The 25,103-nt window shown below is 40.1% G+C and carries 21 protein-coding genes; 10 read left to right on the top strand and 11 right to left on the bottom strand.

The genetic code is table 11. The features are described from left to right. Window positions 1-3: 3 nt before the first annotated feature. From pbp1b to HMPREF1481_RS08755, 8 genes are all read right to left on the bottom strand, one after another. Complete coding sequence (pbp1b, locus tag HMPREF1481_RS08790) at window positions 4-2,550, bottom strand: penicillin-binding protein PBP1B (RefSeq protein ID WP_016466313.1); 2,547 nt, start codon at window positions 2,548-2,550, stop codon at window positions 4-6. Window positions 2,551-2,674: 124 nt separating this feature from the next. Continuing rightward, the gene (galU, locus tag HMPREF1481_RS08785; protein WP_016466312.1) at window positions 2,675-3,574 is read right to left on the bottom strand and encodes a UTP--glucose-1-phosphate uridylyltransferase GalU; all 900 of its coding nucleotides are present in this window, start codon (window positions 3,572-3,574) and stop codon (window positions 2,675-2,677) included. Between the two features lie 21 nt (window positions 3,575-3,595). Beyond that, entirely contained in the window at window positions 3,596-4,612 is a 1,017-nt protein-coding gene (locus HMPREF1481_RS08780; protein WP_016466311.1) for an NAD(P)H-dependent glycerol-3-phosphate dehydrogenase, read from the bottom strand. 148 nt (window positions 4,613-4,760) lie between these two features. After that, window positions 4,761-6,419, bottom strand: coding sequence for an ABC transporter permease (locus HMPREF1481_RS08775; protein WP_016466310.1), 1,659 nt, complete (start codon window positions 6,417-6,419; stop codon window positions 4,761-4,763). Next, a complete protein-coding gene (locus HMPREF1481_RS08770; RefSeq protein WP_016466309.1) occupies window positions 6,409-7,500 on the bottom strand; it encodes an ABC transporter ATP-binding protein in 1,092 nt (363 codons plus the stop codon). Before HMPREF1481_RS08770 ends, HMPREF1481_RS08775 begins: the two co-directional genes overlap by 11 nt. 12 nt (window positions 7,501-7,512) lie before the next feature. After that, window positions 7,513-8,559 (bottom strand): ABC transporter substrate-binding protein, encoded by a 1,047-nt coding sequence (locus HMPREF1481_RS08765; RefSeq protein ID WP_016466308.1) that lies wholly within the window; start codon window positions 8,557-8,559, stop codon window positions 7,513-7,515. 115 nt (window positions 8,560-8,674) lie between these two features. After that, entirely contained in the window at window positions 8,675-9,445 is a 771-nt protein-coding gene (locus tag HMPREF1481_RS08760; RefSeq protein ID WP_016466307.1) for a response regulator transcription factor, read from the bottom strand. Further along, window positions 9,438-11,087, bottom strand: coding sequence for a sensor histidine kinase (locus HMPREF1481_RS08755; RefSeq protein WP_016466306.1), 1,650 nt, complete (start codon window positions 11,085-11,087; stop codon window positions 9,438-9,440). The genes HMPREF1481_RS08760 and HMPREF1481_RS08755 overlap by 8 nt, the downstream gene beginning before the upstream one ends. 150 nt (window positions 11,088-11,237) lie before the next feature. Between HMPREF1481_RS08755 and leuS the strand changes: the two genes are divergently transcribed. The 10 genes from leuS (at window position 11,238) to pepC (ending at window position 22,135) form a co-directional block, all read left to right on the top strand. Then, a complete protein-coding gene (gene leuS, locus HMPREF1481_RS08750) occupies window positions 11,238-13,739 on the top strand; it encodes a leucine--tRNA ligase (protein WP_016466305.1) in 2,502 nt (833 codons plus the stop codon). 194 nt (window positions 13,740-13,933) lie between these two features. Further along, window positions 13,934-14,626, top strand: a complete 693-nt coding sequence (locus tag HMPREF1481_RS08745) for a GNAT family N-acetyltransferase (RefSeq protein WP_016466304.1) — start codon at window positions 13,934-13,936, stop codon at window positions 14,624-14,626. A gap of 11 nt (window positions 14,627-14,637) precedes the next feature. Then, on the top strand, window positions 14,638-15,060 hold the full coding sequence (locus HMPREF1481_RS08740; protein ID WP_016466303.1) for a GNAT family N-acetyltransferase: 423 nt from the start codon (window positions 14,638-14,640) through the stop codon (window positions 15,058-15,060). A 277-nt stretch (window positions 15,061-15,337) separates the two neighbouring features. Further along, entirely contained in the window at window positions 15,338-16,201 is an 864-nt protein-coding gene (locus HMPREF1481_RS08735) for an ABC transporter ATP-binding protein (protein ID WP_016466302.1), read from the top strand. Then, window positions 16,201-17,055 carry an ABC transporter permease gene (locus HMPREF1481_RS08730; RefSeq protein ID WP_016466301.1) on the top strand — a complete coding sequence of 285 codons (855 nt, stop codon included), beginning with the start codon at window positions 16,201-16,203 and terminating at the stop codon, window positions 17,053-17,055. The genes HMPREF1481_RS08735 and HMPREF1481_RS08730 overlap by 1 nt, the downstream gene beginning before the upstream one ends. A gap of 166 nt (window positions 17,056-17,221) precedes the next feature. Next, window positions 17,222-18,220 (top strand): Holliday junction branch migration DNA helicase RuvB, encoded by a 999-nt coding sequence (gene ruvB, locus HMPREF1481_RS08725; RefSeq protein WP_016466300.1) that lies wholly within the window; start codon window positions 17,222-17,224, stop codon window positions 18,218-18,220. Further along, window positions 18,201-18,773, top strand: a complete 573-nt coding sequence (locus tag HMPREF1481_RS08720; protein WP_016466299.1) for a nucleotidyltransferase family protein — start codon at window positions 18,201-18,203, stop codon at window positions 18,771-18,773. The genes ruvB and HMPREF1481_RS08720 overlap by 20 nt, the downstream gene beginning before the upstream one ends. Window positions 18,774-19,703: 930 nt before the next feature. Then, the gene (locus HMPREF1481_RS08710; protein WP_016466297.1) at window positions 19,704-19,904 is read left to right on the top strand and encodes a hypothetical protein; all 201 of its coding nucleotides are present in this window, start codon (window positions 19,704-19,706) and stop codon (window positions 19,902-19,904) included. Between the two features lie 66 nt (window positions 19,905-19,970). Then, the gene (locus HMPREF1481_RS08705; protein WP_016466296.1) at window positions 19,971-20,693 is read left to right on the top strand and encodes a pseudouridine synthase; all 723 of its coding nucleotides are present in this window, start codon (window positions 19,971-19,973) and stop codon (window positions 20,691-20,693) included. A gap of 107 nt (window positions 20,694-20,800) precedes the next feature. Further along, window positions 20,801-22,135, top strand: coding sequence for an aminopeptidase C (gene pepC / locus HMPREF1481_RS08700; RefSeq protein ID WP_016466295.1), 1,335 nt, complete (start codon window positions 20,801-20,803; stop codon window positions 22,133-22,135). A 65-nt stretch (window positions 22,136-22,200) separates the two neighbouring features. Here the strand turns inward: pepC and HMPREF1481_RS08695 are convergent, their stop codons facing one another. The 3 genes from HMPREF1481_RS08695 to HMPREF1481_RS08685 are packed head-to-tail and all read right to left on the bottom strand — an operon-like array spanning window position 22,201 to window position 24,958. Next, complete coding sequence (locus tag HMPREF1481_RS08695; RefSeq protein ID WP_004250646.1) at window positions 22,201-23,112, bottom strand: PTS system mannose/fructose/sorbose family transporter subunit IID; 912 nt, start codon at window positions 23,110-23,112, stop codon at window positions 22,201-22,203. Window positions 23,113-23,126: 14 nt separating this feature from the next. Continuing rightward, complete coding sequence (locus HMPREF1481_RS08690) at window positions 23,127-23,939, bottom strand: PTS mannose/fructose/sorbose transporter subunit IIC (RefSeq protein WP_016466294.1); 813 nt, start codon at window positions 23,937-23,939, stop codon at window positions 23,127-23,129. A 29-nt stretch (window positions 23,940-23,968) separates the two neighbouring features. Continuing rightward, on the bottom strand, window positions 23,969-24,958 hold the full coding sequence (locus tag HMPREF1481_RS08685) for a PTS sugar transporter subunit IIB (RefSeq protein WP_016466293.1): 990 nt from the start codon (window positions 24,956-24,958) through the stop codon (window positions 23,969-23,971). Window positions 24,959-25,103: the final 145 nt, after the last annotated feature.

Below are 25,103 nucleotides of genomic sequence, written 5' to 3'. Positions count from 1 at the left end.
AGGCTAGCGTTGTAGTCTATTTGAAGAAGAGCTGTTGCTACCGCTCGTAGTATTGTTATTATTACTGCTGTTATTGTTGTTGTTGCTATTACCGTTATTATTACTTCGATTGTTATTACTGCTACTATTGTTTGAATTACTGTTATTAGAATTTGATGATCTTGGTAGACTTCCCAAAATAGTATTCCAAGCATTTTGGTAGTCAGCATCGCTACCACCGATGGCAAATTTGTAGGTAGTAGTCGGAGCACCAGCTTGGTTTGCCCAGTAGCTTGTTACCATTTCACCAGTCACATTAATCTCTTTACCATTGATGGTAACCTTACCTGGTTTTTGACCAGTTGATTTGAGGACTTGAGATGAAGTGACGCTTGAGTCGAGACTAAAGCGCTCAGAACCCCAAGCAGAAGGAGAAGCTTGTTGAATAGCGTTTACGAGGTAAGCCATATATTTAGCATTACGGTAGTGTCCTGCACCTTTACCAAGCGGTCGGTTATCATCGTGACCAAGCCAACCACCAAGGGTCAATCTTGGAGTTGAAAGCATGAGCCACATGTCACCATCTTCATTGGTCGTACCAGTTTTACCAATCCAATCAGCACGGGCTAGACTTGGGTTGATAGAAGCAAGGTCACTCTGGAAGCTTGAAGTCACTTGAGAAGAAATAACATCTCTAAGCAAGCTTTGCATAATGGTTGCAGTTGCTTTAGAATAGACTTGTACAGGTTCGTCTTTGTGCTCGTAGATAACTTCGCCGTTGGTTTTTTCGATTTTCGAAATCATGTATTTTTTATGGTAAACACCGTTATTGGCTAAGGTTTGGTATCCATTTGTATGCTGAGCTACAGTAACTTCGATTCCCCCCCCCATAGGAAGACTTTCAATACCGTATTCTGGAATCTCATAGCCCATTTTTTCCATGTAGGAACGAACATCGACTCCCTTTTCACGGAGCGTACGATAGGTCCAGTAGGCAGGAATGTTCCATGAATAATTGAGAGCTTCTTTCAGACTCATCATAGCAGTACCCGAACTATTGACATACATGATAGGATTTCCGTTAGAGAAGTTAGTTGGGTAGTTAGATAAGATGCTTGCACTTCCCATCAAACCTTGGTCAATCGCAATACTGTAGGCTAGGATTGGTTTAGTAGTTGAAGCAGGAGACCGTTTAGTATTAAAGGCGTGGTTGTTTTGGTTGCTTTGATAATCACGACCACCGACAAATCCTAAAATGGCCCCTGTTTGGTTATCCATCAAGACATTTCCGACTTCTGGTTGACCAGTATTATCATCGACAAGGTAGCCATAGTTTGCAACAGCATCTTGCATGGCAGAATGGATAGCTTTATCGATTGTAGTTGTGATACGGTAACCGCCATTTTGAATCTCTTTTTCAGCCAATTCATGATAAGATTTTTGGATAGATTCATTTTTGAGCTCTTGTTCAGAAACGTTATCTTTTTTGACCAGATAATCGTACATGAGGTTCGTCGCCTCATCAAGCGCAGTGAAGTAGAGAAAGCCTTTAGCTGTTACATTGACACTTTCTGCTGGCAAGAAGTCTTGCTTAATATCGTACGCTTTATAGGTTTCGTAGTCTTCTTGGCTGAGAACTCCAGTTCGGTACATATTGTAGAGAACATCTTTGGAGCGCTTGATTCCAAGTTCCATATCTTCTTCACTCTTCATTTCACCAGTCGCTTCATAAGGAGAGTAGGAGATAGGACTTTGTGGCAATCCTGCTATAAAGGCTGCTTGAGGAATCGTTAACTGATTGGCATCAACTCCAAAAATACCTTTGGCTGCTTGTTGAGCACCTGCGATATTTTGACCTTTATTATTACGGCCAAAAGGAGCGACGTTGAGATAGGTTGTCAAGATTTCATCCTTGCTCATTGCTCGCTCTAAGGCTAAGGCATCCACGATTTCACTAGCTTTACGAGCAAGTGTAGGAGCATCACCCACTACTTGTTGTTTGATGAGCTGTTGTGTCAGAGTAGATCCACCACTAGAAGAACCAAGGCCGATAAAGTTTCCGAGGCTGGCACGAATGACCGCTTTAGGAACGACACCATTGTGCTCTGCAAAGTGTTCATCCTCGGTTGCAACGATGGCTTGCTTGAGATTATCTGAGATGGCATCGGATGCGACAGATGTTCGCAAAAGATCGCTCTCGATGGCACCAATCATGGATCCATCAGCATAGCGAATCTCAGAAATGGATGGGATATCGTTCACCTGTTTAACCAGTTCCTCCGTCTGAGGAACAGTTACTTTGTCAAATAGAGACACTGCATAACCCAAAACAACCCCAGTACCTAAAAGTCCACCAAGAAAGGCGATGATAAATAGGGTATTAAAGGTTGCCTTGATTCCCAATAAGATATTAGCAAAGATTGTCCAGATATTGGTCTTGGTTTGTTTTTTCTTCTTTTTCTTAGAATTTTTTCGACCAATTTTGCTCAAGTCTATTTTTTTTAGTTTTGTTTTGAGGGACTGAAGGAAAGTCAGTCCTTTTTCTTTAAATTCTAACAATTTATTCTTCATTTCTTTCCTCACTCCTTATTATTATACCATAAAAGCAATTATTGCAAGAAATTAGGCTTAGGCAAGATTTGGAGGTGTTTAGGCAGTAAAAAAACCAGGAACATTTTGAACCTGGTTTCATCAATTATTTATCTCCTGAAAGCTCTTTTCCAAGATCAATCAAGTAGTCTTTCAAGTGATCTTTGACTTGAGGATGTTTGAGGGCGTACTCGATGGATGTCTTCATAAATCCAAACTTGTCCCCGACGTCGTAACGAGAGCCTTTAAATTCGCGAGCAAATACACGTTGAGTTTTGTTAAGTGTATCGATAGCGTCTGTTAGTTGGATTTCATTTCCGGCACCTGGTTTTTGATTTTCAAGAATACCGAAAATTTCAGGTGTGAGAAGGTAACGACCGATGATGGCTAAATCACTTGGTGCATCCTCAGGTGCTGGTTTTTCAACGAAGGTTTCAACACTGTAAAGTCCATCTTTTCCTTCGCCTTGAGGGGCGATGACACCATAGGCAGAAACTTCATCATGTGGGACAGGCATTACGGCGATAGTAGAGGCATGAGTTTCCTCGTAATCATTCATGAGTTGCTTGGTCAATGAAACAGCGTTGTCATCTGTGATATCCATGAGATCATCCCCTAGCATAACCACAAAAGGTTCGTTCCCGACGAAAGCTTTGGCTTGTAAAACGGCATCTCCGAGGCCACGTGGATGTGTTTGACGGATGAAGTGAAGACGCATACCAGTTGTTTCGTCAACTAGTCTCAAAAGATCAGTTTTTCCTTTTTCCTTGAGGTTGTATTCTAGTTCAAAGTTTGAATCAAAATGGTCTTCGATAGAGCGTTTTGATTTCCCTGTTACAACTAGAATGTCCTCAATACCAGATTTGAGAGCTTCTTCAACGATGAACTGGATTGTTGGTTTATCCACGATTGGCAACATTTCTTTGGCCAAGGCTTTGGTTGCGGGCAGGAAACGAGTTCCAAGTCCCGCAGCAGGGATAACAGCTTTTCTAACTTTTTGCTTCATGAGCATCCTTTCTAACGGTGATTATGACCACTCGTTTTCCGCTTTGAACTCAGTACTCATGAGTTCAGTAACGGCATCCTTAATATTAACATTTTCATAAATAACTTGGTAGATGGCTTGGGTGATTGGCATATAAACTCCAAGTTCTTGCGCCAATTCGTAAGCAGCTTTGGTTGTTGAAATTCCTTCAATGACCATTCCCATATTTGCTTCGATATCTGCCAAGGCTTCACCACGACCAAGAGCATCTCCAGCTCGCCAGTTACGTGAGTGGACAGATGTTCCGGTAACAATCAAATCCCCAACTCCAGAAAGTCCGCTATAAGTCAGTGGATTTGCTCCAAGTTTAACCCCTAGACGAGTGATTTCCGCAAGCCCGCGCGTGATAATGGCAGCCTTTGCATTGTCTCCAAAGCCAAGTCCATGAAGGGCACCTGCACCAACAGCGATGATATTTTTAAGAGCACCAGCTGTTTCCACTCCAATCACATCTGTATTGGTATAAAGACGGAAGTAATGGTTGCTAAAGAGAGCCTGAACATACTGAGCAGTTTGTAAATCTTTGGATGCAGCCGTGATCAAGGTAATATCACGGACGATTGTTTCTTCTGCATGGCTAGGACCAGATACAACTACAATTTCACTGCGGAACTCTTGAGGGATTTCTTCTTCAAGAATGGTTGAAAGACGTTTGTGACTATTTGGCTCGAGACCTTTTGAAGCATGCATAATAACCACTTTATGGTCCAAAACAGCAGCTACCTGTTGAGCTACCAATCTTGTCACCTTAGTAGGTACCACAAACAAGACAGCATCAACACCCTTCAAGGCTTCTGCCAAATCATGATAGGCCACAATTTTATCGTCTAATACAATATCCTTAAAATAGCGTTTGTTAGTATGTTGTGTATTAATTTCATCAATTTGGTCAGGAATATTACCCCAGATACGCACTTCGTGTCCGTTGTCATTAAGAACTTGTGACAGTGCAGTACCCCAAGAACCAGGCCCTAAGACAGCGATGGTTTGTTTGTTCATATTTTCCTCCTTCTGAGAAAGCACTTTCCTATATTCTACCATAAAAAGCACTAACTTGCATTAATATTATTTATTAAGAATTAACTTAGTAAGAGAGTATAAATAAAAAAACAGCCAATAAGAAATTTGGCTGTTTTTAGGAGAAAAACTAGAGTGTAATACTATTGTTTTTAGAAATTTTCATAAATAGTAACAATGAAGTAACTGTCAAGACAGTGAGGATAGTTGACAAAGCAGCTGCCACGCCATAATTTCCACGAAGTACTTCAGTGTAGATAGCTACGGTCATTGTTCTAGTCTTCACATTGTACAAGAGAATCGAAGTAGAAAGTTCTGAAATCATTGTTACCCATGATAGGATTGCACCTGAGATGATACCTGAAAGCATCATTGGGGTAGTGATTTTAGTAAAGGTATTGAGACGACTACTTCCTAAACTTTCTGCAGCTTCTTCAATGCTCGGAGAAATCTGTTGCAAACTAGCAACTGAAGAGCGAATAGTATAAGGAAGTCTTCTTACAGATAGGGACATAATTAAGATGAAGGCTGTTCCTGTGATCATAAGGAAACCACTTCCGAAGATACCTGTATTGAATGAAGAAATAAAGGCAATACCGAGAACTGTTCCTGGTACGATATAAGGTACCATACTAAGACTATCGATTAGATTCGTAAATAGGTTGCGCTTACGAACTGCAAGGTATGAGATGAAGGTCGCAAAGACAACAACTAGAATCAAGGCAAGTAGAGGAATGCGAATGGTATTGAAAATAGCAGATCCCATACGGTTAAAGGCTGTCTTATAGCTATTTAATGAATATCCTTTGACAAAAACCATACCTGATGTCTTAAGGAATGATGTGTAAATCAAGTAAACTTGAGGCAATACAGAGAATAAGATAATGCCATAAACAGTCACATAAATAGCAGCCATCTTTCCTTTTGTCGTTTTCTTAGGTTCGATTGGATGAAGCGAGTTCATACTGAAGCTGAAACGATTTGAAATGTACTTTTGAATGAGGAAGATAGCAAGTGCGATTGTAATAGCCATGATTGCTAGAGCAGATGCGAAAGCTGAGTTGCCTCCAACCTCACTGATAAACTGAGTATAGATTAATACCGGGAAGGTACGATATCCCTCACCAATCAGCATCGGAGTACCGAAGTCTGAGAAAGCTCTCATAAAGACTAGGAGTGCTGCTGCTAGTAAAGTTGGGACCAAGAGAGGTAAAATGACTTTTACAATACGTCTAAAGCCGAAAGATCCCATGCTTTCCGCAGCTTCCAAGAGGGAATTGTCAATACTCTTCATAGTTCCAGCTACATAAAGGAAGACGAGAGGGAAAAGTTGAAGAGTGAAGACAAGTACAATACCTTGGAAACCATAAATGTCAAAACTTGGCAGGTGTAGTGTGTTGGTTAAAAATTTTGTGATTACTCCGTTTCTACCAAGAAGTAGAATCCAAGAGTATGCACCAACAAAAGGAGCTGACATAGATGCAATGATAATCAAAATTTGCAAAAACTTCTTACCTTTGAAGTCGTACATTGAAAAGAGATAAGCTAGTAAGGTACCAACAACGACAGAAGTAATTGTGGCGGTTACGGAAACCTTAAAACTATTAATGAGTGTCTCAGAATAATAAGATTTGCTAAAGAATGTAACAAAATTTTCTAAAGAGAATCTACCTTCATGTACCAGTGCTTGCTTTAATACAGTCACAATAGGGTAGACCAAGAAAACCAAGTATGTAAGGAAAATGAAGAAGGAAGATGCAGTCCAGATGTTTAGTTTTTTACGCTCCATGGCTGGCTCCTTTTATGAGATTACGCAAACCGTCTTCAGAGAAGACATTGAGTTTTTGAGTATTAATTCGTAAACGAACACAATCTCCTTTTTCTAAATCTTCTTCGAAAGTTGATTCTTCACTTACTTGAAGTTTTGGAGCAAATCCTGTTTCAATGAAGTATTCAGTGTTAAGTCCAAGGTAAACACTATCGGTGATTGTTCCATCGATTGGGCCATTTTCATCACGGATAAATTCTTCAGGACGAATGCTGACACGGATGTTTTGTTCGTCAACTTGGTCAAGAGCTGGCATACGAAGAGAATAGCCATCTTCGAAAACTATATAAGCTCCGTCAGCTTGTTTTTCTAAACGAGCAGGAATTATATTTGTTCTACCAATAAATGTTGCAACAAATTCATTTGCTGGTTTATGGTAAAGCTCTTTTGGACGACCGATTTGTTGAATAACACCATCCTTCATAACAGCAATTTGGTCAGAAATTGCCATGGCTTCTTCTTGGTCATGAGTTACGTAGACAGTTGTAATACCAACTTCGTGTTGGATTTCTCGAATAGCTTGACGCATATCTAAACGAAGTTTGGCATCTAGGTTACTTAGGGGTTCATCCATGAGGAGAACGCTAGGATTAACAGCTAAAGCACGTGCTAAGGCAACCCGTTGTTGTTGACCACCACTAAGTTTATCTGGTCTACGATCAGCGTACTGAGCAATTTGCATCAACTCAAGGTATTTATTCGTTTGTTTGATGAGTTCCTCTTTTGGAACTTTCTTTTGCTTGAGACCGAACGCTACGTTATCACGTACTGTCAAATGTGGGAAAATCGCATAGTTTTGGAATACCATTCCGATGTTACGTTTGCTAGGCTCCATGTTATTAATTTTGGTATCATCGAAGTAGAATTCTCCTCCTTCGATACTATTGAATCCAGCAATCATACGAAGCAAAGTTGTTTTCCCGCATCCTGAAGGCCCAAGGAGAGTGAAAAGGCTCCCCTTAGGAATTGTAACATTTAAATTTTCGATAACGGGTACGTCATTGTAAATTTTCTTAGCATTAATAATTTTAATCTCGCTCATAGTCAACCCCTATTATTGTTTAGATTGGATATCTGTAAAGATTTCGTTGTATTTCTTAACAATGTCTGATTTGTTTTTGATGACATAGTCATAGTCTTCAGTTAGTACTTTGATTTGTTCGATTGGTTTCATATTTTCGCTAGTTTTAGCATTTTTACGAACAGGACGATTAGTAGTTGTAGTACCTAGAGTATCTTGTACGTCCTGAGAAATGATGAAATCGATAAATTTCTTAGCGTTTTCTTTATTTTTTGCGTTTTTGATAATAGCAGCACTTGCTGGTAAGAAAACAGTTCCTTCTTTTGGATAAACAACTTTAATGTTAGCACCGTCGTTTAGAAGTTTAACTGCAGGATCTTCATATGAAAGACCAACAGCCATTTCTCCATCTGCCACTGCCTTATAAACACCAGATGAACTTGATCCGATTTTACCATCGATTAGGGTAAAGAGATCTTTGACATAAGTCCAAGCTTTGTCATCTGTATAGCCACCCTCAGCTTGTAGCATGTTTGTTAGTTGAGCAAAAGCACTAGAAGAGTTAGCAGGGTCAGCTGTTGCAATTTTCCCTTTGAGCTCTGGTTTGATAAGATCGCTATATCCTTCGATATTCATACCCTTAGTTAAGTCAGGATTTACAATCAACACACTACCATCCAATGTATAAGGAGTTGAGTAGCCGGTTGTATTTTGATATTCTTTTATCACATTTTCATTTTCTGGAGAAACGTAATTTTCAAAGAGTTCTCCGTGAGTGGCATATTGAGTATAGGAACCACCAAAGATGACATCTGCTACAGGCGCTTCTTTTTCAGACTCTAGCTTTTTAAAGAGTTCACCAGTTCCTGCTTGAATGAGTTCAACTTTAATGCCATATTTTTCTTCAAAAGCAGGAATTGTTGCACCAATTAACCCTTCTGAGTTTGGTGAATAGACTACAAGAGTATCGCTTCCTCCATTTTCAGTTGCTTTATCCCCTGAAGAATCGTCAGAAGAGCAGGCAGTCAGCCCTAAAATAGCAAGTCCACAAGCAGCAAAATACATCCATTTCTTTTTCATGATGGATACCTCCAAAGTTTTTGTTATATCTATTTTAAATAAATGTAAGCGTTTTTAAAACTCAAAATTCTATCCTATTAGGGGAAAATTCTCTACAAAAAAAGAAGAATAGTTTCTATACTATTCTTCCAATAGTTTTTAATTCTTTTGGAGAAATATGAAAATATTTTTTAAAAACTTTTCCAAAATACTTATAATCTGAGAACCCCACTTGTTCAGAAATTTGGCTAAGAGGATAGTCAGGCTGTTGGATCATTTTTTCAACCGCTTGTTTTAAACGATATTGCAAAATATATTCGTTCAAGGTAATAGGAAAATCTTCTTTGATAACTTTATATAGATAACTTTCACTATAGCCTAAATTATCTGCAATGGTAGAAATGGTAAAGTGTTCGGAGTAGTGCTGGTGTATAAATTCGAGAATTTGTTGAATCAATTGGTTTTGAGGATTAATTTTTTGAAGAGTGGTGACAAAGGTCTGATAATCTTGTGAAAATGGATTGTTTTGATGTTGATTCATCTGAAGACGCAGTGTAATTTTTTCTAGACACTCTGTTAATTCAGTGACGTTTATAGGTTTTGATAGAAAATCTACAGCTCCAAATTGCATAGCCTTTTTTGCATTTTGGAAATCATCGTAGCCAGATAGAATTACTTTTTCATAGGAAATAGACTGTGTGGCTTCAAACATCATGAAAGCATCCATGATTGGCATGGTGATGTCTGTTAGCACAATATGTGGTTTTAGTTTTTGAATCAGTTCCATTCCTTCTTGTCCATGACTAGCGGTTCCTACAACTTGAATACCTAAAGTAGAGTAGTCTACAGCAATCTCAAGCCATTTTCGAATTAGATGTTCGTCTTCGACAATGATAAGTTTAAACATGTGTTCTTCCTTTCGTTACAAATTTTACCCAGGTTTCACCTTTGGAGTTGACTCCCAAATCTAATTCGACATTATCAAAAAAGTTATTCAATCGTTTATAACTATTGACAATACCGTGTTGTGTATGTGGGCTATTCAGAGATTCTAAGATATGTAGACGTTCTTGTTTAGTCAACCCCCCGGCGTTATCACTGACGATAAAGGTTAGTTTTTCCTGATCTTGAGTGATTTTTATAGAGATGGCGAGATCTATACGATACTGCCTTCCGTATTTTAGAGCATTTTCTACAAGGGGTAATAGGAAAAGTTTTGGGATGACTTGGGAATATAGTGTCTGAGAACAGTCAATATGATAAGAAAATTGTTCAAAGCGGATTTGATGAATCTTTAGATAAGCTTCGATAATTTCTAAGTCTTTCCCAAGAGTCGTTTCTTTCTCTAATTCAGTCACGCTGTATCGCAGGATGCGTGTGAGATTTTGAATAAGGTCTTGTGTAATACTGGCATCAATCATACTTGTGATTTTAATAGTTTCCAAGGTATTGTATAGGAAGTGAGGATTAAACTGAGCTTCTAGCATTTTTCTTTCAAAAACCCACTTTTCCTTTTCAATGGTCAACATCTTTTGATGAAGCTCGTCCAACTCTTGTAGCATATCGTTAATTTTCTCAGCTATCAGTTCAAATTCATCCTCAGTATGGAGAGTAAGTTTCTTTTCTTTTTTCTTAGGAATTTCATGTAATTGAAAGACTAAACTTTCAATAGGACCAGCATTATGGGTTGCGATTTTATGGGCGATTCTCCTAGCCTGCCAAAAATATAATAGAAAGATACAAAGTGTTAGTATGGAAGCAAGGCTAAGTAAGCTAGGAATAGGAAAGAATGATTGGAAAGTGTAAATTGAAAAAATTGAATCAACTTTACGTTTTTCAATCAAGATTGGATTCTCAACGAACCAATGTGTTTTTGAACGGAGCGATTTCTCATCAAATTTTTCTAGAGTTGATTGTGTAAATTGATTAGTATTACTAGAGTATATATTACCAAAGGAATCTGTGATGATGTATTTTGAATTAATTAAGGGGATGCTTGATACGAAATCATTCTCATTCACAAAGGAAATACTATATGCTATTGCTCGTTGATTTTGAATTATAGGCATAATAAAGACAGCATAATGTTGCTTGTCCATCGATAGAGCAACTTTCTCTGAAATGGACCCTTGGGTAGTGTTTTGAATTAATAATTTTAAATAATAGGGAGCTAAAAGAGTTTCTTTATGATTGCGATTGGTGCTAAATAAAAGTTCACCAGTCTCATCGAGAATGACAAAATCAGAACTGAGTTTTAGTTGAGCTTTTGTTTCATAAAATAGACTAAATAATTCTCTATCAGTGTGTTTACCTTCTATAAATTCTGGAACCATTTTTTTATTCATGGTTTCCAATAATTCATAATTTGCTTGTTTCATGTCTTGAACATGTTGAGTAATTTGTTGAGTATCCTTAGCTAGTTGCTGCTTTTGAAGGAAATAGGAAAATCCAAATAGAAGGATAAGGAGTAAGAGAGAAGTCGCTAGGGCAGCTAAAGAACTACGGTGAAGAATCTCTTTTTGGAGAGAATTTTTGAAGGAATGGGGCATAATTCACCTCTTTGGGAAGAGTCTGTTAAAGTAAGTATAGCAGTATTAAAAATGGAAGGCAAGGTCAAAAAAGAAAAGAGTTAAGAATAAAGAGGCTAATTCCCTCTAAAAATGGTATAATAGGAGCATCACGAAAATTGGAGAGACAGCATGAGTTTTTACAATCATAAAGAAATCGAGCCTAAGTGGCAAAAGTACTGGGCTGACCATCACACATTTAAGACAGGAACAGATGCTTCAAAACCGAAGTTTTATGCGCTTGACATGTTCCCTTACCCATCCGGAGCTGGTCTTCACGTAGGACACCCAGAAGGATATACAGCAACAGATATCCTTAGTCGTTTCAAACGTGCGCAAGGCTATAACGTCCTTCACCCAATGGGATGGGATGCCTTTGGTTTGCCTGCAGAGCAATACGCTATGGATACAGGAAATGACCCAGCGGAATTCACAGCAGAAAACATTGCCAACTTCAAACGTCAAATCAATGCGCTTGGCTTCTCTTACGACTGGGACCGTGAAGTCAATACTACAGATCCGAACTACTACAAGTGGACGCAATGGATTTTCACCAAGCTTTACGAAAAAGGTCTGGCTTATGAAGCTGAAGTGCCAGTAAACTGGGTTGAGGAACTAGGAACAGCTATCGCCAACGAAGAAGTTCTTCCAGATGGGACATCTGAGCGTGGTGGCTATCCAGTTGTCCGCAAACCAATGCGCCAATGGATGCTTAAAATCACTGCCTATGCGGAACGCTTGCTCAATGACTTGGATGACCTTGACTGGCCAGAGTCTATCAAGGACATGCAACGCAACTGGATTGGTAAATCAACTGGTGCCAATGTCACTTTCAAAGTAAAAGGAACAGACAAGGAATTCACCGTCTTTACGACACGTCCTGATACCCTTTTCGGTGCGACCTTCACTGTCTTGGCGCCTGAGCATGAACTAGTAGATGCTATCACAAGTCCGGAACAAGCTGAGGCTGTAGCGGACTACAAACACCAAGCCAGCCTTAAATCAGACTTGGCTCGTACAGACCTTGCCAAGGAAAAAACAGGGGTTTGGACTGGTGCCTATGCCATCAACCCTGTCAATGGCAAAGAAATCCCAATCTGGATTGCCGACTATGTCCTTGCTAGCTATGGAACAGGTGCTGTTATGGCCGTACCTGCCCACGATGAGCGTGACTGGGAATTTGCTAAACAGTTTGGTCTTCCAATCGTAGAAGTCTTGGAAGGTGGAAACGTAGCAGAAGCTGCTTACACAGAAGATGGCCTTCACGTCAACTCTGACTTCTTGAACGGTCTCAACAAAGAAGAAGCGATTGCCAAGATTGTAGCTTGGCTAGAAGAAAAAGGCTTTGGTCAAGAAAAGGTTACCTACCGTCTCCGCGACTGGCTCTTTAGCCGTCAACGTTACTGGGGTGAACCAATCCCAATCATTCATTGGGAAGATGGAACTTCAACAGCTGTTCCAGAAAGTGAACTCCCACTTGTCTTGCCAGTAACCAAGGACATTCGCCCTTCAGGTACTGGTGAAAGCCCATTGGCTAACTTGACAGACTGGCTTGAAGTGACTCGTGAGGATGGTGTCAAAGGTCGTCGTGAGACTAATACTATGCCACAATGGGCAGGTTCAAGCTGGTACTACCTCCGCTATATCGATCCACACAACACTGAGAAATTGGCTGACGAGGATCTCCTCAAACAATGGTTGCCAGTCGATATCTACGTAGGTGGTGCAGAACACGCCGTGCTCCACTTGCTTTACGCTCGTTTCTGGCATAAATTCCTCTATGACCTTGGTGTTGTACCTACTAAGGAGCCATTCCAAAAACTCTTTAACCAAGGAATGATTTTGGGAACTAGCTACCGTGACCACCGTGGAGCTCTTGTAGCGACTGACAGGGTTGAAAAACGTGACGGTTCCTTCTTCCATGTGGAAACAGGGGAAGAGTTGGAGCAAGCACCAGCCAAGATGTCTAAATCTCTCAAGAACGTTGTCAATCCAGACGATGTGGTGGAACAATACGGTGCGGATACCCTTCGTGTCTATGAAATGTTCATGGGACCACTTGATGCTTCCATCGCTTGGTCTGAAGAAGGCTTGGAAGGAAGCCGTAAGTTCCTTGACCGTGTTTACCGTTTGATTACAAGTAAAGAAATCGTTGCGGAAAACAATGGTGCTCTTGACAAGGTCTATAACGAAACTGTTAAAGCTGTCACTGAGCAAATCGAGTCGATGAAGTTCAACACAGCTATTGCCCAACTCATGGTCTTTGTCAATGCTGCCAACAAGGAAGACAAACTTTATGTAGACTACGCCAAAGGCTTTATCCAATTGATTGCTCCATTTGCGCCTCACTTGGCAGAAGAACTCTGGCAAACAGTCGCAGCAACAGGTGAGTCTATCTCTTACGTAGCTTGGCCAACATGGGATGAAAGCAAATTGGTTGAAGACGAAATTGAAATCGTCGTCCAAATCAAAGGTAAAGTCCGTGCTAAACTCATGGTTGCGAAGGATCTTTCACGCGAAGAATTACAAGAAATCGCTCTAGCTGACGAAAAAGTCAAAGCAGAGATTGATGGCAAAGAAATCGTGAAAGTAATTAGTGTCCCTAATAAACTCGTGAATATTGTCGTTAAATAACGAGTTTATTAGTCCTATCTGCCACCTTCAATAGTCCACTGGACTATTGAAGCCAACTAAATTGGTTAATATCGTTATTAAATAAGAAATGAATCCTTCAGAGTAGAATCTGGAGGATTTTTTGTAGATTACCTGTGAGATGTGATATACTATTCACATCTTTAAACTTATAAGATTGAGACAAGGAGAAAACTATGCCTGTGAATGAATATGGTCAGATGATTGGTGAACCTGTAGACGACACACCTGGAGTTTTGCCTTCACTTGTACGGATAGAAGGGCGATATACGATTATAGAAGCTCTATCGGTGGAAAAGCACGCGGAGGATTTATTAGCTGTCTATGGTCCAGATAGCCCTCGTGAGATGTGGACCTACCTTTTTCAACCACCTGTGGCTAATCTAGAAGAGTTAATGGTAGCTTTAAAGCAGATGATTGAGCAAAAGGATCGCTTTTACTACGCGATTATCGATAAAGCGACTGGTAAAGCACTGGGTACTTTTTCGCTCATGCGTATTGACCAAGCCAATCGCACCATTGAAGTTGGCTCGGTGACTTTTTCTCCGGCTCTCAAACAGACCAGGATGGGAACAGAAGCTCACTGTTTGCTAGCCCGTTATGTCTTTGAAGAACTCAACTACCGCCGCTACGAGTGGAAATGCGATGCTCTAAATCTGCCATCAAGACGAGCAGCAGAACGTTTGGGCTTTGTCTATGAAGGCACCTTCCGCCAAGCTGTTATCTATAAAGGTCGTACTAGAGACACGGATTGGATGTCTATGATCGATAAGGACTGGCCAAAGGTTAAAGCACGATTTGAAGCGTGGTTAAAATCTGAGAATTTTGATGAAAATGGGCAACAGTTGAAATCTCTTAGAGAATGTTAGAAAGGTTTGTTATGATTAAGATTACAAATGAAAGATCTGTTTCAATTAATGACGTTTTGCATCTCTATCAGGCAGTTGGTTGGACAAACTATACCAATCAGCCACAGATGTTGGAGCAGGCCTTGTCTCATTCGCTAACGACTTATCTTGCGCGTGATGGTGAGGAAATCGTTGGTTTAGTGCGTCTGGTTGGAGACGGTTTTTCATCCGTTTTTGTCCAGGATTTGATTGTTTTGCCTAGCTATCAGCGCCAAGGAATTGGTAGTAACTTGATGAAAGAAGCCTTAGCTGACTATAAAGATGCCTACCAAATACAACTAGCGACTGAACAGACAGAAAAAAACTTGGATTTTTACCGTTCTCTGGGGTTTGAAACCTTATCTACTTATGATTGTACAGGAATGATTTGGGTAGATCGAAAAAAATTTAAATAATTCTTTTATCTTAAGTTAACTTTAAGTTTACTCATGTATCATGTAATCATTAAGTAAAGACCTCCTAACTTTATTTAATAGAAATCCTAAACTTTTCTTTTTCATAATAATCTCCCTAAAGAAGCCACCAAATCAGGTGGCTTTTTTTATGTTCAAATGCAGAAGTTTTAAGGTAGAATTGACCACATAATCATCCATTTCGACCACATAGCACCAAACTATATTTTTTCTTTTTCCTTTTTGTTAGACTGAAGGTGTAAAAAAGGGGGAAGGAAATATGATTTTACAAGCAAAAGACCTCACTAAGAACTATGGAGACCATACAGCAGTAAAAGATATAAATTTAGAGTTTAAAAAAGGAAGTTTTAACGCAATCTTAGGACCTAATGGGGCTGGCAAATCGACCACGATTTCAATGTTAATCGGACTTAAAAGAGCAACTAATGGTCAAATCATCTATGCGCCCAATACTCGGATTGGAGTTGTTTTTCAAGCAAGTGTATTGGATGAAAAGTTGACGGTCAAAGAAAACCTAGCCATTCGCGCTCAGCAGTATAAGGGGATTAAAGGTGGTCGTGTGGAAGATTTAATCAATCAACTAGGGTTGACTGCTTTTCAGAAACAACTTTATGGAACTTTATCAGGAGGACAGAAACGTCGAGTTGACATTGCTCGGGCTCTCCTAGCCAATCCCGAAATTTTATTTCTAGATGAGCCTACGACTGGACTAGATATTCAGACTCGCAAATCCATTTGGGATTTATTGTATCGTCTACAAAGAGATGAAGGGATGACTATTATCTTAACGACTCATTATCTGGATGAAGCAGATGAGGCAGATCAACTTTATATTATAGATCATGGAAAGGTTATTGCCCAAGGTTCTGCTGCTGAAATTAAAAGTGAGTACGCTTCCAATCTTTTAAAAATTTGTTTTAAAGACAAGCAGGTGGAGAAATTCTTACCTAAAAATATGCCTGTGGAAAAGGAAAATGAGTTTGAGTATAGTCTTTATCCTAAGAGCCAATTGGAAGCTATTGATTATTTGACCCAAGTTCGTGAGAAGATTGCTAGCTTTGAATTTCGTCCAGGAACTATGGATGATGCCTTCATAGCCCTTACAGGAAGAGAGGTGCGCTAATGTTAGCCTTATTAAAACGTGATTTTTTGTTGTATTTTCGTAATCGTTCAGGAGTCTTTTTCTCATTACTGGGAGCTTTGATTTCCTTTCTACTCTATATCATTTTTTTGCAGAAAAATTTGATGGATGCCTGGTCCCAACTTCCTGATAATAAGAGCCTTTTAAATAACTGGCTGATGGGTGGAACCTTGGCTGTGACTGGGATTACAACCAGTTTTACAGCTTTGACCCAGATGGTACAAGACCGTGAAAATCAAGTGGATCAGGATCTCTTTTTGACAGATTTAGGGAGCTGGGGCTTGCAACTGTCTTATCTTATTAGTAGCCTTATCATTTCCTTTGTTATGCAAGCCTTTATGCTTATTGTTATGAGCCTTTATTTTCAAGAAATTCCAGCTATGAGTAAGCTATTTGAAATAAGTTTAATCATGCTGCTAAGTAGTCTCCTTTCAACATTGGTAAATGTACTCTTGATTTATCATTTCCAGTCAGTAGATAGTCTGGGTAAATTGGCTACAATTGTAGGTACAGCTTCAGGATTTTTAGTAGGAACTTATGTACCAATGGGAATTCTTCCTAACTTCGCTCAAGTTCTCATGAAGTGCACACCAGCTACCTATCTTGCTTCTCTCTATAGACAGGTCTTAATGAAGGAGCAATTAGAAACTACATTTATGGGGAATAGTAGCTTATTAGAAGAGTTTCAAGAAAAATTAGGAATCCGGCTTAATTGGCAGAACCTTTTAACAAAGGAAGAAACATACTTAATAGTGGTGAGTATCTGCCTCCTAACTTTTCTGCTTTGGCTGCTAGTAGTTAAAATCTCTAGCAAAAAAATAAAATTTATAGGTTAAGCTAACTTTAAGTCTTCTCTTGTATCATATAGTTATTAAGTAAAGGCCTCCTAACTTTATTTAATAGAAATCCTAAACTTTTCTTTTTCATAATAATCTCCCTAAAGAAGCCACCAAATCAGGTGGCTTTTTTGTTTGTAGGCTGGATTTTTGCTATAATAGGAACATGAGTAGAATTTTAGATAATGAAATCATGGGTGATGAGGAGTTGGTAGAACGTACCCTCCGTCCCCAATATTTACGTGAATATATCGGACAAGACAAGGTCAAGGATCAGCTTCAAATCTTTATCGAGGCAGCAAAAATGCGTGATGAGGCGCTGGATCATGTTCTTTTATTTGGCCCTCCAGGTCTCGGGAAAACAACCATGGCTTTTGTCATTGCCAATGAATTGGGAGTTAATCTCAAGCAGACATCTGGTCCCGTTATCGAAAAAGCCGGTGATTTGGTAGCGATTTTGAATGACTTGGAGCCAGGAGATGTTCTTTTTATTGATGAGATTCATCGCTTGCCCATGTCGGTAGAAGAGGTACTTTACAGTGCCATGGAAGACTTCTACATTGACATCATGATTGGTGCTGGAGAAGCTAGTCGTAGTGTCCATCTAGATTTGCCACCATTTACCTTGATTGGGGCAACGACACGAGCTGGGATGCTTTCAAATCCTCTTCGTGCCCGTTTTGGGATTACAGGTCACATGGAATATTATACCCATTCTGACTTGACAGAGATTGTCGAGCGGACGGCAGATATCTTTGAGATGGAAATCACCCATGAAGCTGCTTCCGAGTTAGCTTTACGCAGTCGTGGAACTCCTCGTATTGCTAATCGTCTTCTCAAGCGCGTGCGTGACTTTGCCCAGATTATGGGCGATGGCTTGATTGATGATGTCATTACGGATAAGGCCTTGACTATGCTGGATGTAGACCATGAAGGTTTGGACTATGTAGACCAAAAAATCCTTCGCACCATGATTGAGATGTATGGCGGCGGACCTGTCGGTCTAGGAACTCTTTCGGTTAATATCGCCGAAGAGCGTGAGACAGTAGAGGATATGTATGAACCTTACCTGATCCAGAAAGGATTTATCATGCGAACTCGTTCAGGACGGGTCGCGACAGCTAAGGCTTATGAACATTTAGGGTATGAATATATTGAAAAATAAGACTGAAATCTTAGACTCTTTCAGAGAAAATCCTGACATGATGGCTATTCTGACTATCATCTGTGACTTGGAGTTGAAAGATTCTTGGTTGGCGGCTGGTTCAGTTCGAAATTTTATTTGGAATCTCTTGTCAGATAAACCAGCCTTTGACCGTGAAACGGATGTGGATGTCATTTTCTTTGACCCAGAGGTGAGTTATGAAGAAACGCTGGCAATAGAAAACAAGTTGAGAGAGGATTTTCCCGAGTATCAATGGGAGCTGAAGAATCAAGCCTATATGCATCAGCATAGTCCCCATACGGAACCGTATGTGAATTCCTGTGACGCTATGAGTAAATATCCCGAACGTTGTACAGCGATAGGACTTCGCTTGCATGCTGATGCAACTTTAGAGCTCTTTGCTCCTTATGGTTTAGAGGATATTTTGAACTTTCAGGTTTCTCCAACTCCCCATTTTTTAGAAAATGACGACCGGATGAAGCTTTATCAACAGCGTTTATCTAAGAAAAACTGGCAAGTAAAATGGAAAAATCTCACATTTAAAAATACTTAAGGAAACTTTAAGATAGGAGCTGTATACTTATCTCATAAGTTAAGAAGACCTTAACTTATACTCCTAAAACTTTTTCATAATAATCTCCCTATAAAAAAATTAAGTCGCCCAATCAGGCGGCTTTTTTTTGTTGCGAACTCGAAGTGAGAATGGTTTCTAATAAAGGGCAAACACCGGCGAAATGTTGACAAAGGGGAAAGATTTCTCTAGTATAAGAAGTGAGCTAGAGATTTTCTGAGATTAGAGTAAATGGAAGTCCAGTGGTTTGAGAAAGAGATGTTGAACAATGACTAAAAGAATGAAAAACAATAGGAAACTAGTTAATCTAGGATTGTATCAAAACAAAATAGTCTATTATGACTTAAAAGAAAAGAGACTTTACTTTTCCATTCTCGAAAGAACCTCTAAGAATCAACACTATTACACTCTTGGACTCACTTTGCTATCTCTCCCCATTATTAGATTGCTGAATGGTTTAACCATTTTTGATATCCCTACTATCAAATATTCTAGCTTCATTCTATGTTCCTGTCTTTCCTTGCTCATAGGGAAATTTGTAGTTGACTATTATGACAAAGACTTGGATTTATATCCGGCATTGTTTACAGATATTGAGTACTCAGAGTTCTTAGAAATAGCAAAGAAAAATGGAAATCTTGCTTTCTTATTTATTTGTATTAGTAGTATCAGTTTGATAGGTTCCTTGATAGTTTACCTGGTCTATGCAAAGTTTTTAGGATTGCTGATTTATTCGGTTCTCTTATTCATTCTCTACATTTGTGTGGTCAATAATGTACATAAAAGGAATAAAGTGATTAAAAAACTTAACTAGTGAAAATCTTCCATATGATTTGGTTGCGGAAGGTGAGAATGAATAGTAAGTCTCGTGGAGTACTATGAATAAAATTCTTAAAAAAGATTGGAGTAAATATGAGTAACAAAGTATCAATTATGCAAGAAATGTTTAAAAAAGAAGGTTCAGATGAACTCGTTCCTGCTGTAACCATTATCTTAGATGGTCAAATTAGAAATATCATCGACGCCCTTTCAGAACAGAATGGCTATGAAGGCTATCCAAAAGCTATATCAGAAATTCTTTTCAAAGGGATAGAAGGTATGATTAAAAAATAAATTGGAGAAAGATAATCCGAGAAAAAGAGAGCGAAAACCGCTCTCTTTTTATGATATAATAGCCCTATGAGATTAGATAAATTTTTAGTTGCCTGTGCAGTAGGAAGCCGGACGGAAGTCAAAAACTTTCTAAAGGCTGGGCGCGTGACGGTCAATGGCAAGAAAGAAAAATCTGCAAAGCTACAAATTGATGAAGAGACAGACGAGATCTGTTTTGACGGTAAAAAATTAGACTACGAGGAGTTTGTTTACTATATGATGAACAAGCCCCAGGGTGTTATTTCAGCAACTGAAGATCCTAAACACAAGACAGTCTTGGATTTGTTGGATGACTATGCACGTGCCAAGGAAGTTTTCCCTGTAGGACGTTTGGATATCGATACGCATGGACTCTTGCTCTTGACCAATGATGGCAAGCTGGCTCATGCTCTTCTTTCACCAAAACGCCATGTGGATAAGACCTATCTGGCGCAGGTCAAGGGAATGATGACAGATGCAGATGTTGAGACATTTGCGCAAGGCATTCCGCTCAAGGACTTTACCTGTCAGCCTGCCAAACTGGAGCTTTTGTCTATTGATAGGGAAAAGGCTGAAAGTCTGGTTCGAGTGACTATTGCAGAAGGGAAATTCCACCAGGTCAAACGGATGGTGGCCTACTGTGGTAAGGAAGTTGTGGACTTGCAACGTTTAACCATGGGAACTTTGACCTTGGATGAGGATTTGAAACGTGGAGAATGGCGTCGTTTAACCAAGGAAGAACTAGAAGGGTTGCTTGAGAGTGTTCAATAAACTGGATAATCGGAAAAGGTAGGGGAAATATCCCTACCTTTTTCAGTTTTTGGTTGCTTCCTTTGTGAAAAGCGTTATAATAGACAGTAAGAAAAAAGGAGGATTTTATGAACGCGATTCAAGAATCATTTACAGATAAATTATTTGCCAACTATGAAGCAAATGTAAAATACCAAGCTATCGAAAATGCTGCCAGTCACAATGGAATTTTTGCAGCCCTAGAGCGTCGCCAAAGCCATGTAGACAACACACCTGTTTTCTCACTTGACTTGACTAAGGACAAGGTCACTAACCAGAAAGCATCTGGTCGTTGCTGGATGTTTGCGGCACTTAATACTTTCCGCCACAAACTCATCTCTCAATACAAACTAGAAAACTTTGAATTGTCACAAGCCCACACCTTCTTCTGGGACAAGTATGAAAAATCTAACTGGTTCTTGGAGCAAGTCATTGCGACTGCTGACCAAGAATTGACAAGCCGCAAGGTTAGCTTCCTACTCCAAACCCCACAACAAGATGGTGGTCAGTGGGATATGGTAGTTTCTCTCTTTGAGAAATACGGTGTCGTTCCTAAGTCTGTTTATCCAGAGTCTGTTTCATCTAGCAGTAGCCGTGAGCTCAATGCAATCCTTAACAAATTGCTTCGTCAAGATGCTCAAATCTTGCGTGACCTCTTGGCTTCTGGCGCTGACCAAGCGACTGTTCAAGCTAAGAAAGAAGACCTCTTGCAAGAAATCTTTAATTTCCTTGCCATGTCACTAGGTCTCCCACCACGTCAGTTTAACTTTGCTTATCGCGATAAGGATAACAACTACCAAAGCGAAAAAGGCATCACGCCACAAGAATTTTACAAGAAATACGTTGACCTTCCACTAGAAGACTATGTTTCTGTGATCAATGCTCCAACTGCTGATAAACCTTACGGTAGATCTTACACAGTTGAGATGTTGGGAAATGTTGTTGGTAGCCGTGCAGTTCGCTACATCAACGTACCGATGGAACGCTTGAAAGAATTGGCCATTGCCCAAATGCAAACAGGAGAAACTGTCTGGTTTGGTTCAGATGTCGGCCAGCTCAGCAACCGTAAAGCAGGAATCCTTGCGACAGATGTTTATGACTTTGAATCAAGTATGGACATTCAACTCACTCAAGACAAGGCAGGACGTTTGGACTACAGCGAAAGCTTGATGACCCACGCTATGGTCTTGACAGGTGTTGATTTGGATGAAAATGGTAAATCAACTAAGTGGAAAGTTGAAAACTCATGGGGAGACAAGGTCGGTACAGATGGTTACTTTGTTGCCTCAGATGCTTGGATGGACGAATACACTTACCAAATCGTTGTACGTAAAGAATTGCTGACAGCAGAAGAACAAGCTGCCTATGAAGCAGAACCAATCGTGCTTGCACCATGGGATCCAATGGGTGCCTTGGCAGAATAATTGAAAATAAAAAAGAATCAGGTGATAAACCTGATTCTTTTTTTGTTTGTACATTCTCGCCGAGATTACATGATACCGAAGAAACGAGCTGCGATACCAACTGCAAAGAGGGCAAGGATGATTGTGATTGGAGATACTTTTTTCTTAAGCAACCACATGCAAAGGAAAGTAAGGAGAAGTCCCATCAATCCTGGAATCAATGAGTCCAACTGACCTTGAAGTGTTTGTGGTTGAACGCTATCCAAGCTCATACCACTAAGTGCTTGGCCGAGGATTCCCTTCAATTCTCCACCTGTAACAGCACCTTCTGGGAAGTTGATGTAGGCACCTTCTGACAGTTGTTTACCTGGAAGGTTGATAGTGAAGTTGATGGATACCCAACGTTGTACAAGAACGGCAAGGATGAACATACCAAGGATTGAAGCTCCTTTAGTGATGTCTTTCAAGATACCACCTGACATGTCTTTAGTGATTTCAGATCCAGCCTTGTAACCAAACTCTTGTGTGTACCAAAGGAAAGACATACGGATTGCATTCCATCCAAAGAAGAAGAGAAGTGGTCCAACGATATTACCAGTTGCAGCAAGTGAAGCACCAAGAGCACCAAGGATAGGACGAACTGTAAACCAGAAGACTGGGTCACCGATACCAGCAAGAGGTCCCATCATACCAATCTTAACACCTTGGATAGCAGCGTCATCGATTTCAGTACCGTTAGCGCGTTCTTCTTCAAGTGCAAGAGTAACCCCCATGATTGGAGCAGCTACGTATGGGTGAGTGTTGAAGAATTCAAGGTGACGCTCAAGAGCAGCTGCTTGGTCTTCTTTTTTAGTGTAAAGTTTCTTGATAGCTGGGATCAAAGAGTAAGCCCAACCCAAGTTTTGCATACGTTCGTAGTTCCATGAACCTTGAAGGAATTGTGAACGCCACCAAACTTTTTGGCGATCTGATTTTGATAATTGAATTTTTTCAGCCATGATTGTTCCCCTTTCTAGTAGTCTTCTAGGATATCACCGATTGGATCGTTAGAAGTTGCAGCTCCTCCGCCACCGTTTCCACCTTGTTTAGAAAGGTTGAGGTAGATGAAGGCAAGCGCAACACCGATGACACCAAGGGCAATCAAAGTCAATTGAGAAATTGCTGCAAGAGCAAAACCGATAGCGAAGAATGGCCATACTTCACGAGTAGCCATCATGTTGATAACCAAAGCGTAACCAACGGCAACGACCATGGCACCACCGACAGCCATACCACCGTTCAACCAGTCTGGCATTAAACCAAGAGCGTCTTGAACAGCAGAAGCTGGGATAGCAATAAGGAAGGCTGCAGGAACAGCGATACGAAGACCTTGAAGAATAAGGGCAAAGTAGTGAGCACGTTCAACAGCTGCAATGTTTCCTTCTTTAGCAGCAGCATCTGCAGTGTGAACCAAACCAACTGAGATTGTACGAACGATCATAGTCAAGAAAAGTCCAGCTACAGCAAGAGGGATTGCAGTTGCAGTTGCGACTGCGATACCTTCAGTAGTAAAGTTACCACCTTTAATCATGATAATTGCAGCAGCAACAGAAGCAAGAGCAGCGTCAGGAGCTACGGCTGCTCCGATGTTAGCCCAACCAAGGGCAATCATTTGAAGTGATCCACCAAGCATAACCCCTGCTTCGAGGTTACCAGTTACAAGACCGATGAGGGTACATGCTACGATTGGTTGATGGAATTGGAATTGGTCGAGGATACCTTCAAGACCTGCGAAGAAGGCAACAACTACAACCAAGATAGCAGAAATGATTGAAATATCTGACATGGTTTTATTCCTTTTCTATTTAATGTTAATTATTGAACGTTAGCTTTGCTAATCAAGTCAAACAAATCTTTTTTCGTGTCGTTTGGTACTTTACGTACGTCAAATTCAACACCAAGGTCACGCATTTTTTCAAATGTAGCAACGTCGTCTTTGTCCATTGACAATACGTTGTTGATCATTGTTTTACCAGTTGAGTGAGCCATTGATCCAACGTTAAGAGTCTTGATTGGTACACCGCCTTCGATAGCACGAAGGGCATCTTGAGGTGTTTCAAACAAGATAAGGGCGTGTGTGTTACCAAAACGAGGGTCTTTTGCAACCTCAATCAATTTTTTGATTGGTACAACGTTAGCTTTTACTCCGTTAGGAGCAGCTTGTTTGATCAACTCTTTACGCAATTCGTCGTTAGCAACGTTATCTGAAGCAACGATGATACGGTCTGCTTTTGAATCTGGTGTCCAAGCAGTTGCGACTTGTCCGTGAAGGAGACGTGTGTCAAGACGTGCAAGGTTGATTTTCAATTTACCGTCTCCGATAACAGTTCCTTCTGGAATAGCAGCTTGGGCAACTGGAGCGGCTGCAGCAGTTGCAACTTCCTCAGCTGGGTTTAGCTCTTCTGGAAGAGCCTTGATGCCATCCTTGGATTCTTTAATGATGTTTGCAGCAACTTTAGCCACTCCAGCATTAGCGTCCATCAGGCGTTCGGTGTAGGCTTGGATTAACATCGGCAAGTTAAGTCCTGTGATGATGGCAAATTTACGCTCAGGATTTTCTCCCATTACGCGACTAGCTTGGTTAAATGGAGAACCACTCCAAAGGTCAGCCAAGACTAGAACCTCATCTTCTGCGTCAAATGCAGCCACAGCATTGTTGAATTTTGCGTATAAATCATCTGGACCTTCGTTTGGCATAAAGGTTACAACTTGAACCTTTTCTTGTTCACCAAAGATCATAGATCCTGACTGATGAATACCCGCGGCAAATTCACCGTGACTCGCAATAATGATTCCGATACTCATTATTGTCATTCCTCCTTATAAAATGTTTGGCTTGTAGTTTAAGAAAACTTTAAGACTAACTAAGTATAAACCGTTTTCATAAAAAAATCAACAAATTAAATTAAATTATACAAAAATTATAGGAGTAATGATTTTTAAAGATATT

It is taken from the genome of Streptococcus sp. HPH0090 (assembly GCF_000411475.1).
Classification (GTDB): domain Bacteria; phylum Bacillota; class Bacilli; order Lactobacillales; family Streptococcaceae; genus Streptococcus.
The sequence above is the reverse complement of the archived record's forward strand: the minus strand, read 5'-3'. Positions and strand labels throughout refer to the sequence as shown.

What these genes read in the sequence shown, in the direction of transcription:
- HMPREF1481_RS08755 (WP_016466306.1), bottom strand. Translation starts at nt 11,087, where the DNA reads ATGCCCCATTCCTTCAAAAATTCTCTCCAAAAAGAGATTCTTCACCGT.
- galU (WP_016466312.1), bottom strand. Translation starts at nt 3,574, where the DNA reads ATGAAGCAAAAAGTTAGAAAAGCTGTTATCCCTGCTGCGGGACTTGGA.
- HMPREF1481_RS08685 (WP_016466293.1), bottom strand. Translation starts at nt 24,958, where the DNA reads ATGAGTATCGGAATCATTATTGCGAGTCACGGTGAATTTGCCGCGGGT.
- HMPREF1481_RS08770 (WP_016466309.1), bottom strand. Translation starts at nt 7,500, where the DNA reads ATGAGCGAGATTAAAATTATTAATGCTAAGAAAATTTACAATGACGTA.
- HMPREF1481_RS08760 (WP_016466307.1), bottom strand. Translation starts at nt 9,445, where the DNA reads ATGTTTAAACTTATCATTGTCGAAGACGAACATCTAATTCGAAAATGG.
- HMPREF1481_RS08695 (WP_004250646.1), bottom strand. Translation starts at nt 23,112, where the DNA reads ATGGCTGAAAAAATTCAATTATCAAAATCAGATCGCCAAAAAGTTTGG.
- HMPREF1481_RS08690 (WP_016466294.1), bottom strand. Translation starts at nt 23,939, where the DNA reads ATGTCAGATATTTCAATCATTTCTGCTATCTTGGTTGTAGTTGTTGCC.
- ruvB (WP_016466300.1), top strand. Translation starts at nt 17,222, where the DNA reads ATGAGTAGAATTTTAGATAATGAAATCATGGGTGATGAGGAGTTGGTA.
- HMPREF1481_RS08735 (WP_016466302.1), top strand. Translation starts at nt 15,338, where the DNA reads ATGATTTTACAAGCAAAAGACCTCACTAAGAACTATGGAGACCATACA.
- HMPREF1481_RS08730 (WP_016466301.1), top strand. Translation starts at nt 16,201, where the DNA reads ATGTTAGCCTTATTAAAACGTGATTTTTTGTTGTATTTTCGTAATCGT.
- HMPREF1481_RS08765 (WP_016466308.1), bottom strand. Translation starts at nt 8,559, where the DNA reads ATGAAAAAGAAATGGATGTATTTTGCTGCTTGTGGACTTGCTATTTTA.
- pepC (WP_016466295.1), top strand. Translation starts at nt 20,801, where the DNA reads ATGAACGCGATTCAAGAATCATTTACAGATAAATTATTTGCCAACTAT.
- HMPREF1481_RS08740 (WP_016466303.1), top strand. Translation starts at nt 14,638, where the DNA reads ATGATTAAGATTACAAATGAAAGATCTGTTTCAATTAATGACGTTTTG.
- HMPREF1481_RS08775 (WP_016466310.1), bottom strand. Translation starts at nt 6,419, where the DNA reads ATGGAGCGTAAAAAACTAAACATCTGGACTGCATCTTCCTTCTTCATT.
- HMPREF1481_RS08705 (WP_016466296.1), top strand. Translation starts at nt 19,971, where the DNA reads ATGAGATTAGATAAATTTTTAGTTGCCTGTGCAGTAGGAAGCCGGACG.
- HMPREF1481_RS08720 (WP_016466299.1), top strand. Translation starts at nt 18,201, where the DNA reads ATGAATATATTGAAAAATAAGACTGAAATCTTAGACTCTTTCAGAGAA.
- HMPREF1481_RS08710 (WP_016466297.1), top strand. Translation starts at nt 19,704, where the DNA reads ATGAGTAACAAAGTATCAATTATGCAAGAAATGTTTAAAAAAGAAGGT.
- pbp1b (WP_016466313.1), bottom strand. Translation starts at nt 2,550, where the DNA reads ATGAAGAATAAATTGTTAGAATTTAAAGAAAAAGGACTGACTTTCCTT.
- HMPREF1481_RS08745 (WP_016466304.1), top strand. Translation starts at nt 13,934, where the DNA reads ATGCCTGTGAATGAATATGGTCAGATGATTGGTGAACCTGTAGACGAC.
- HMPREF1481_RS08780 (WP_016466311.1), bottom strand. Translation starts at nt 4,612, where the DNA reads ATGAACAAACAAACCATCGCTGTCTTAGGGCCTGGTTCTTGGGGTACT.
- leuS (WP_016466305.1), top strand. Translation starts at nt 11,238, where the DNA reads ATGAGTTTTTACAATCATAAAGAAATCGAGCCTAAGTGGCAAAAGTAC.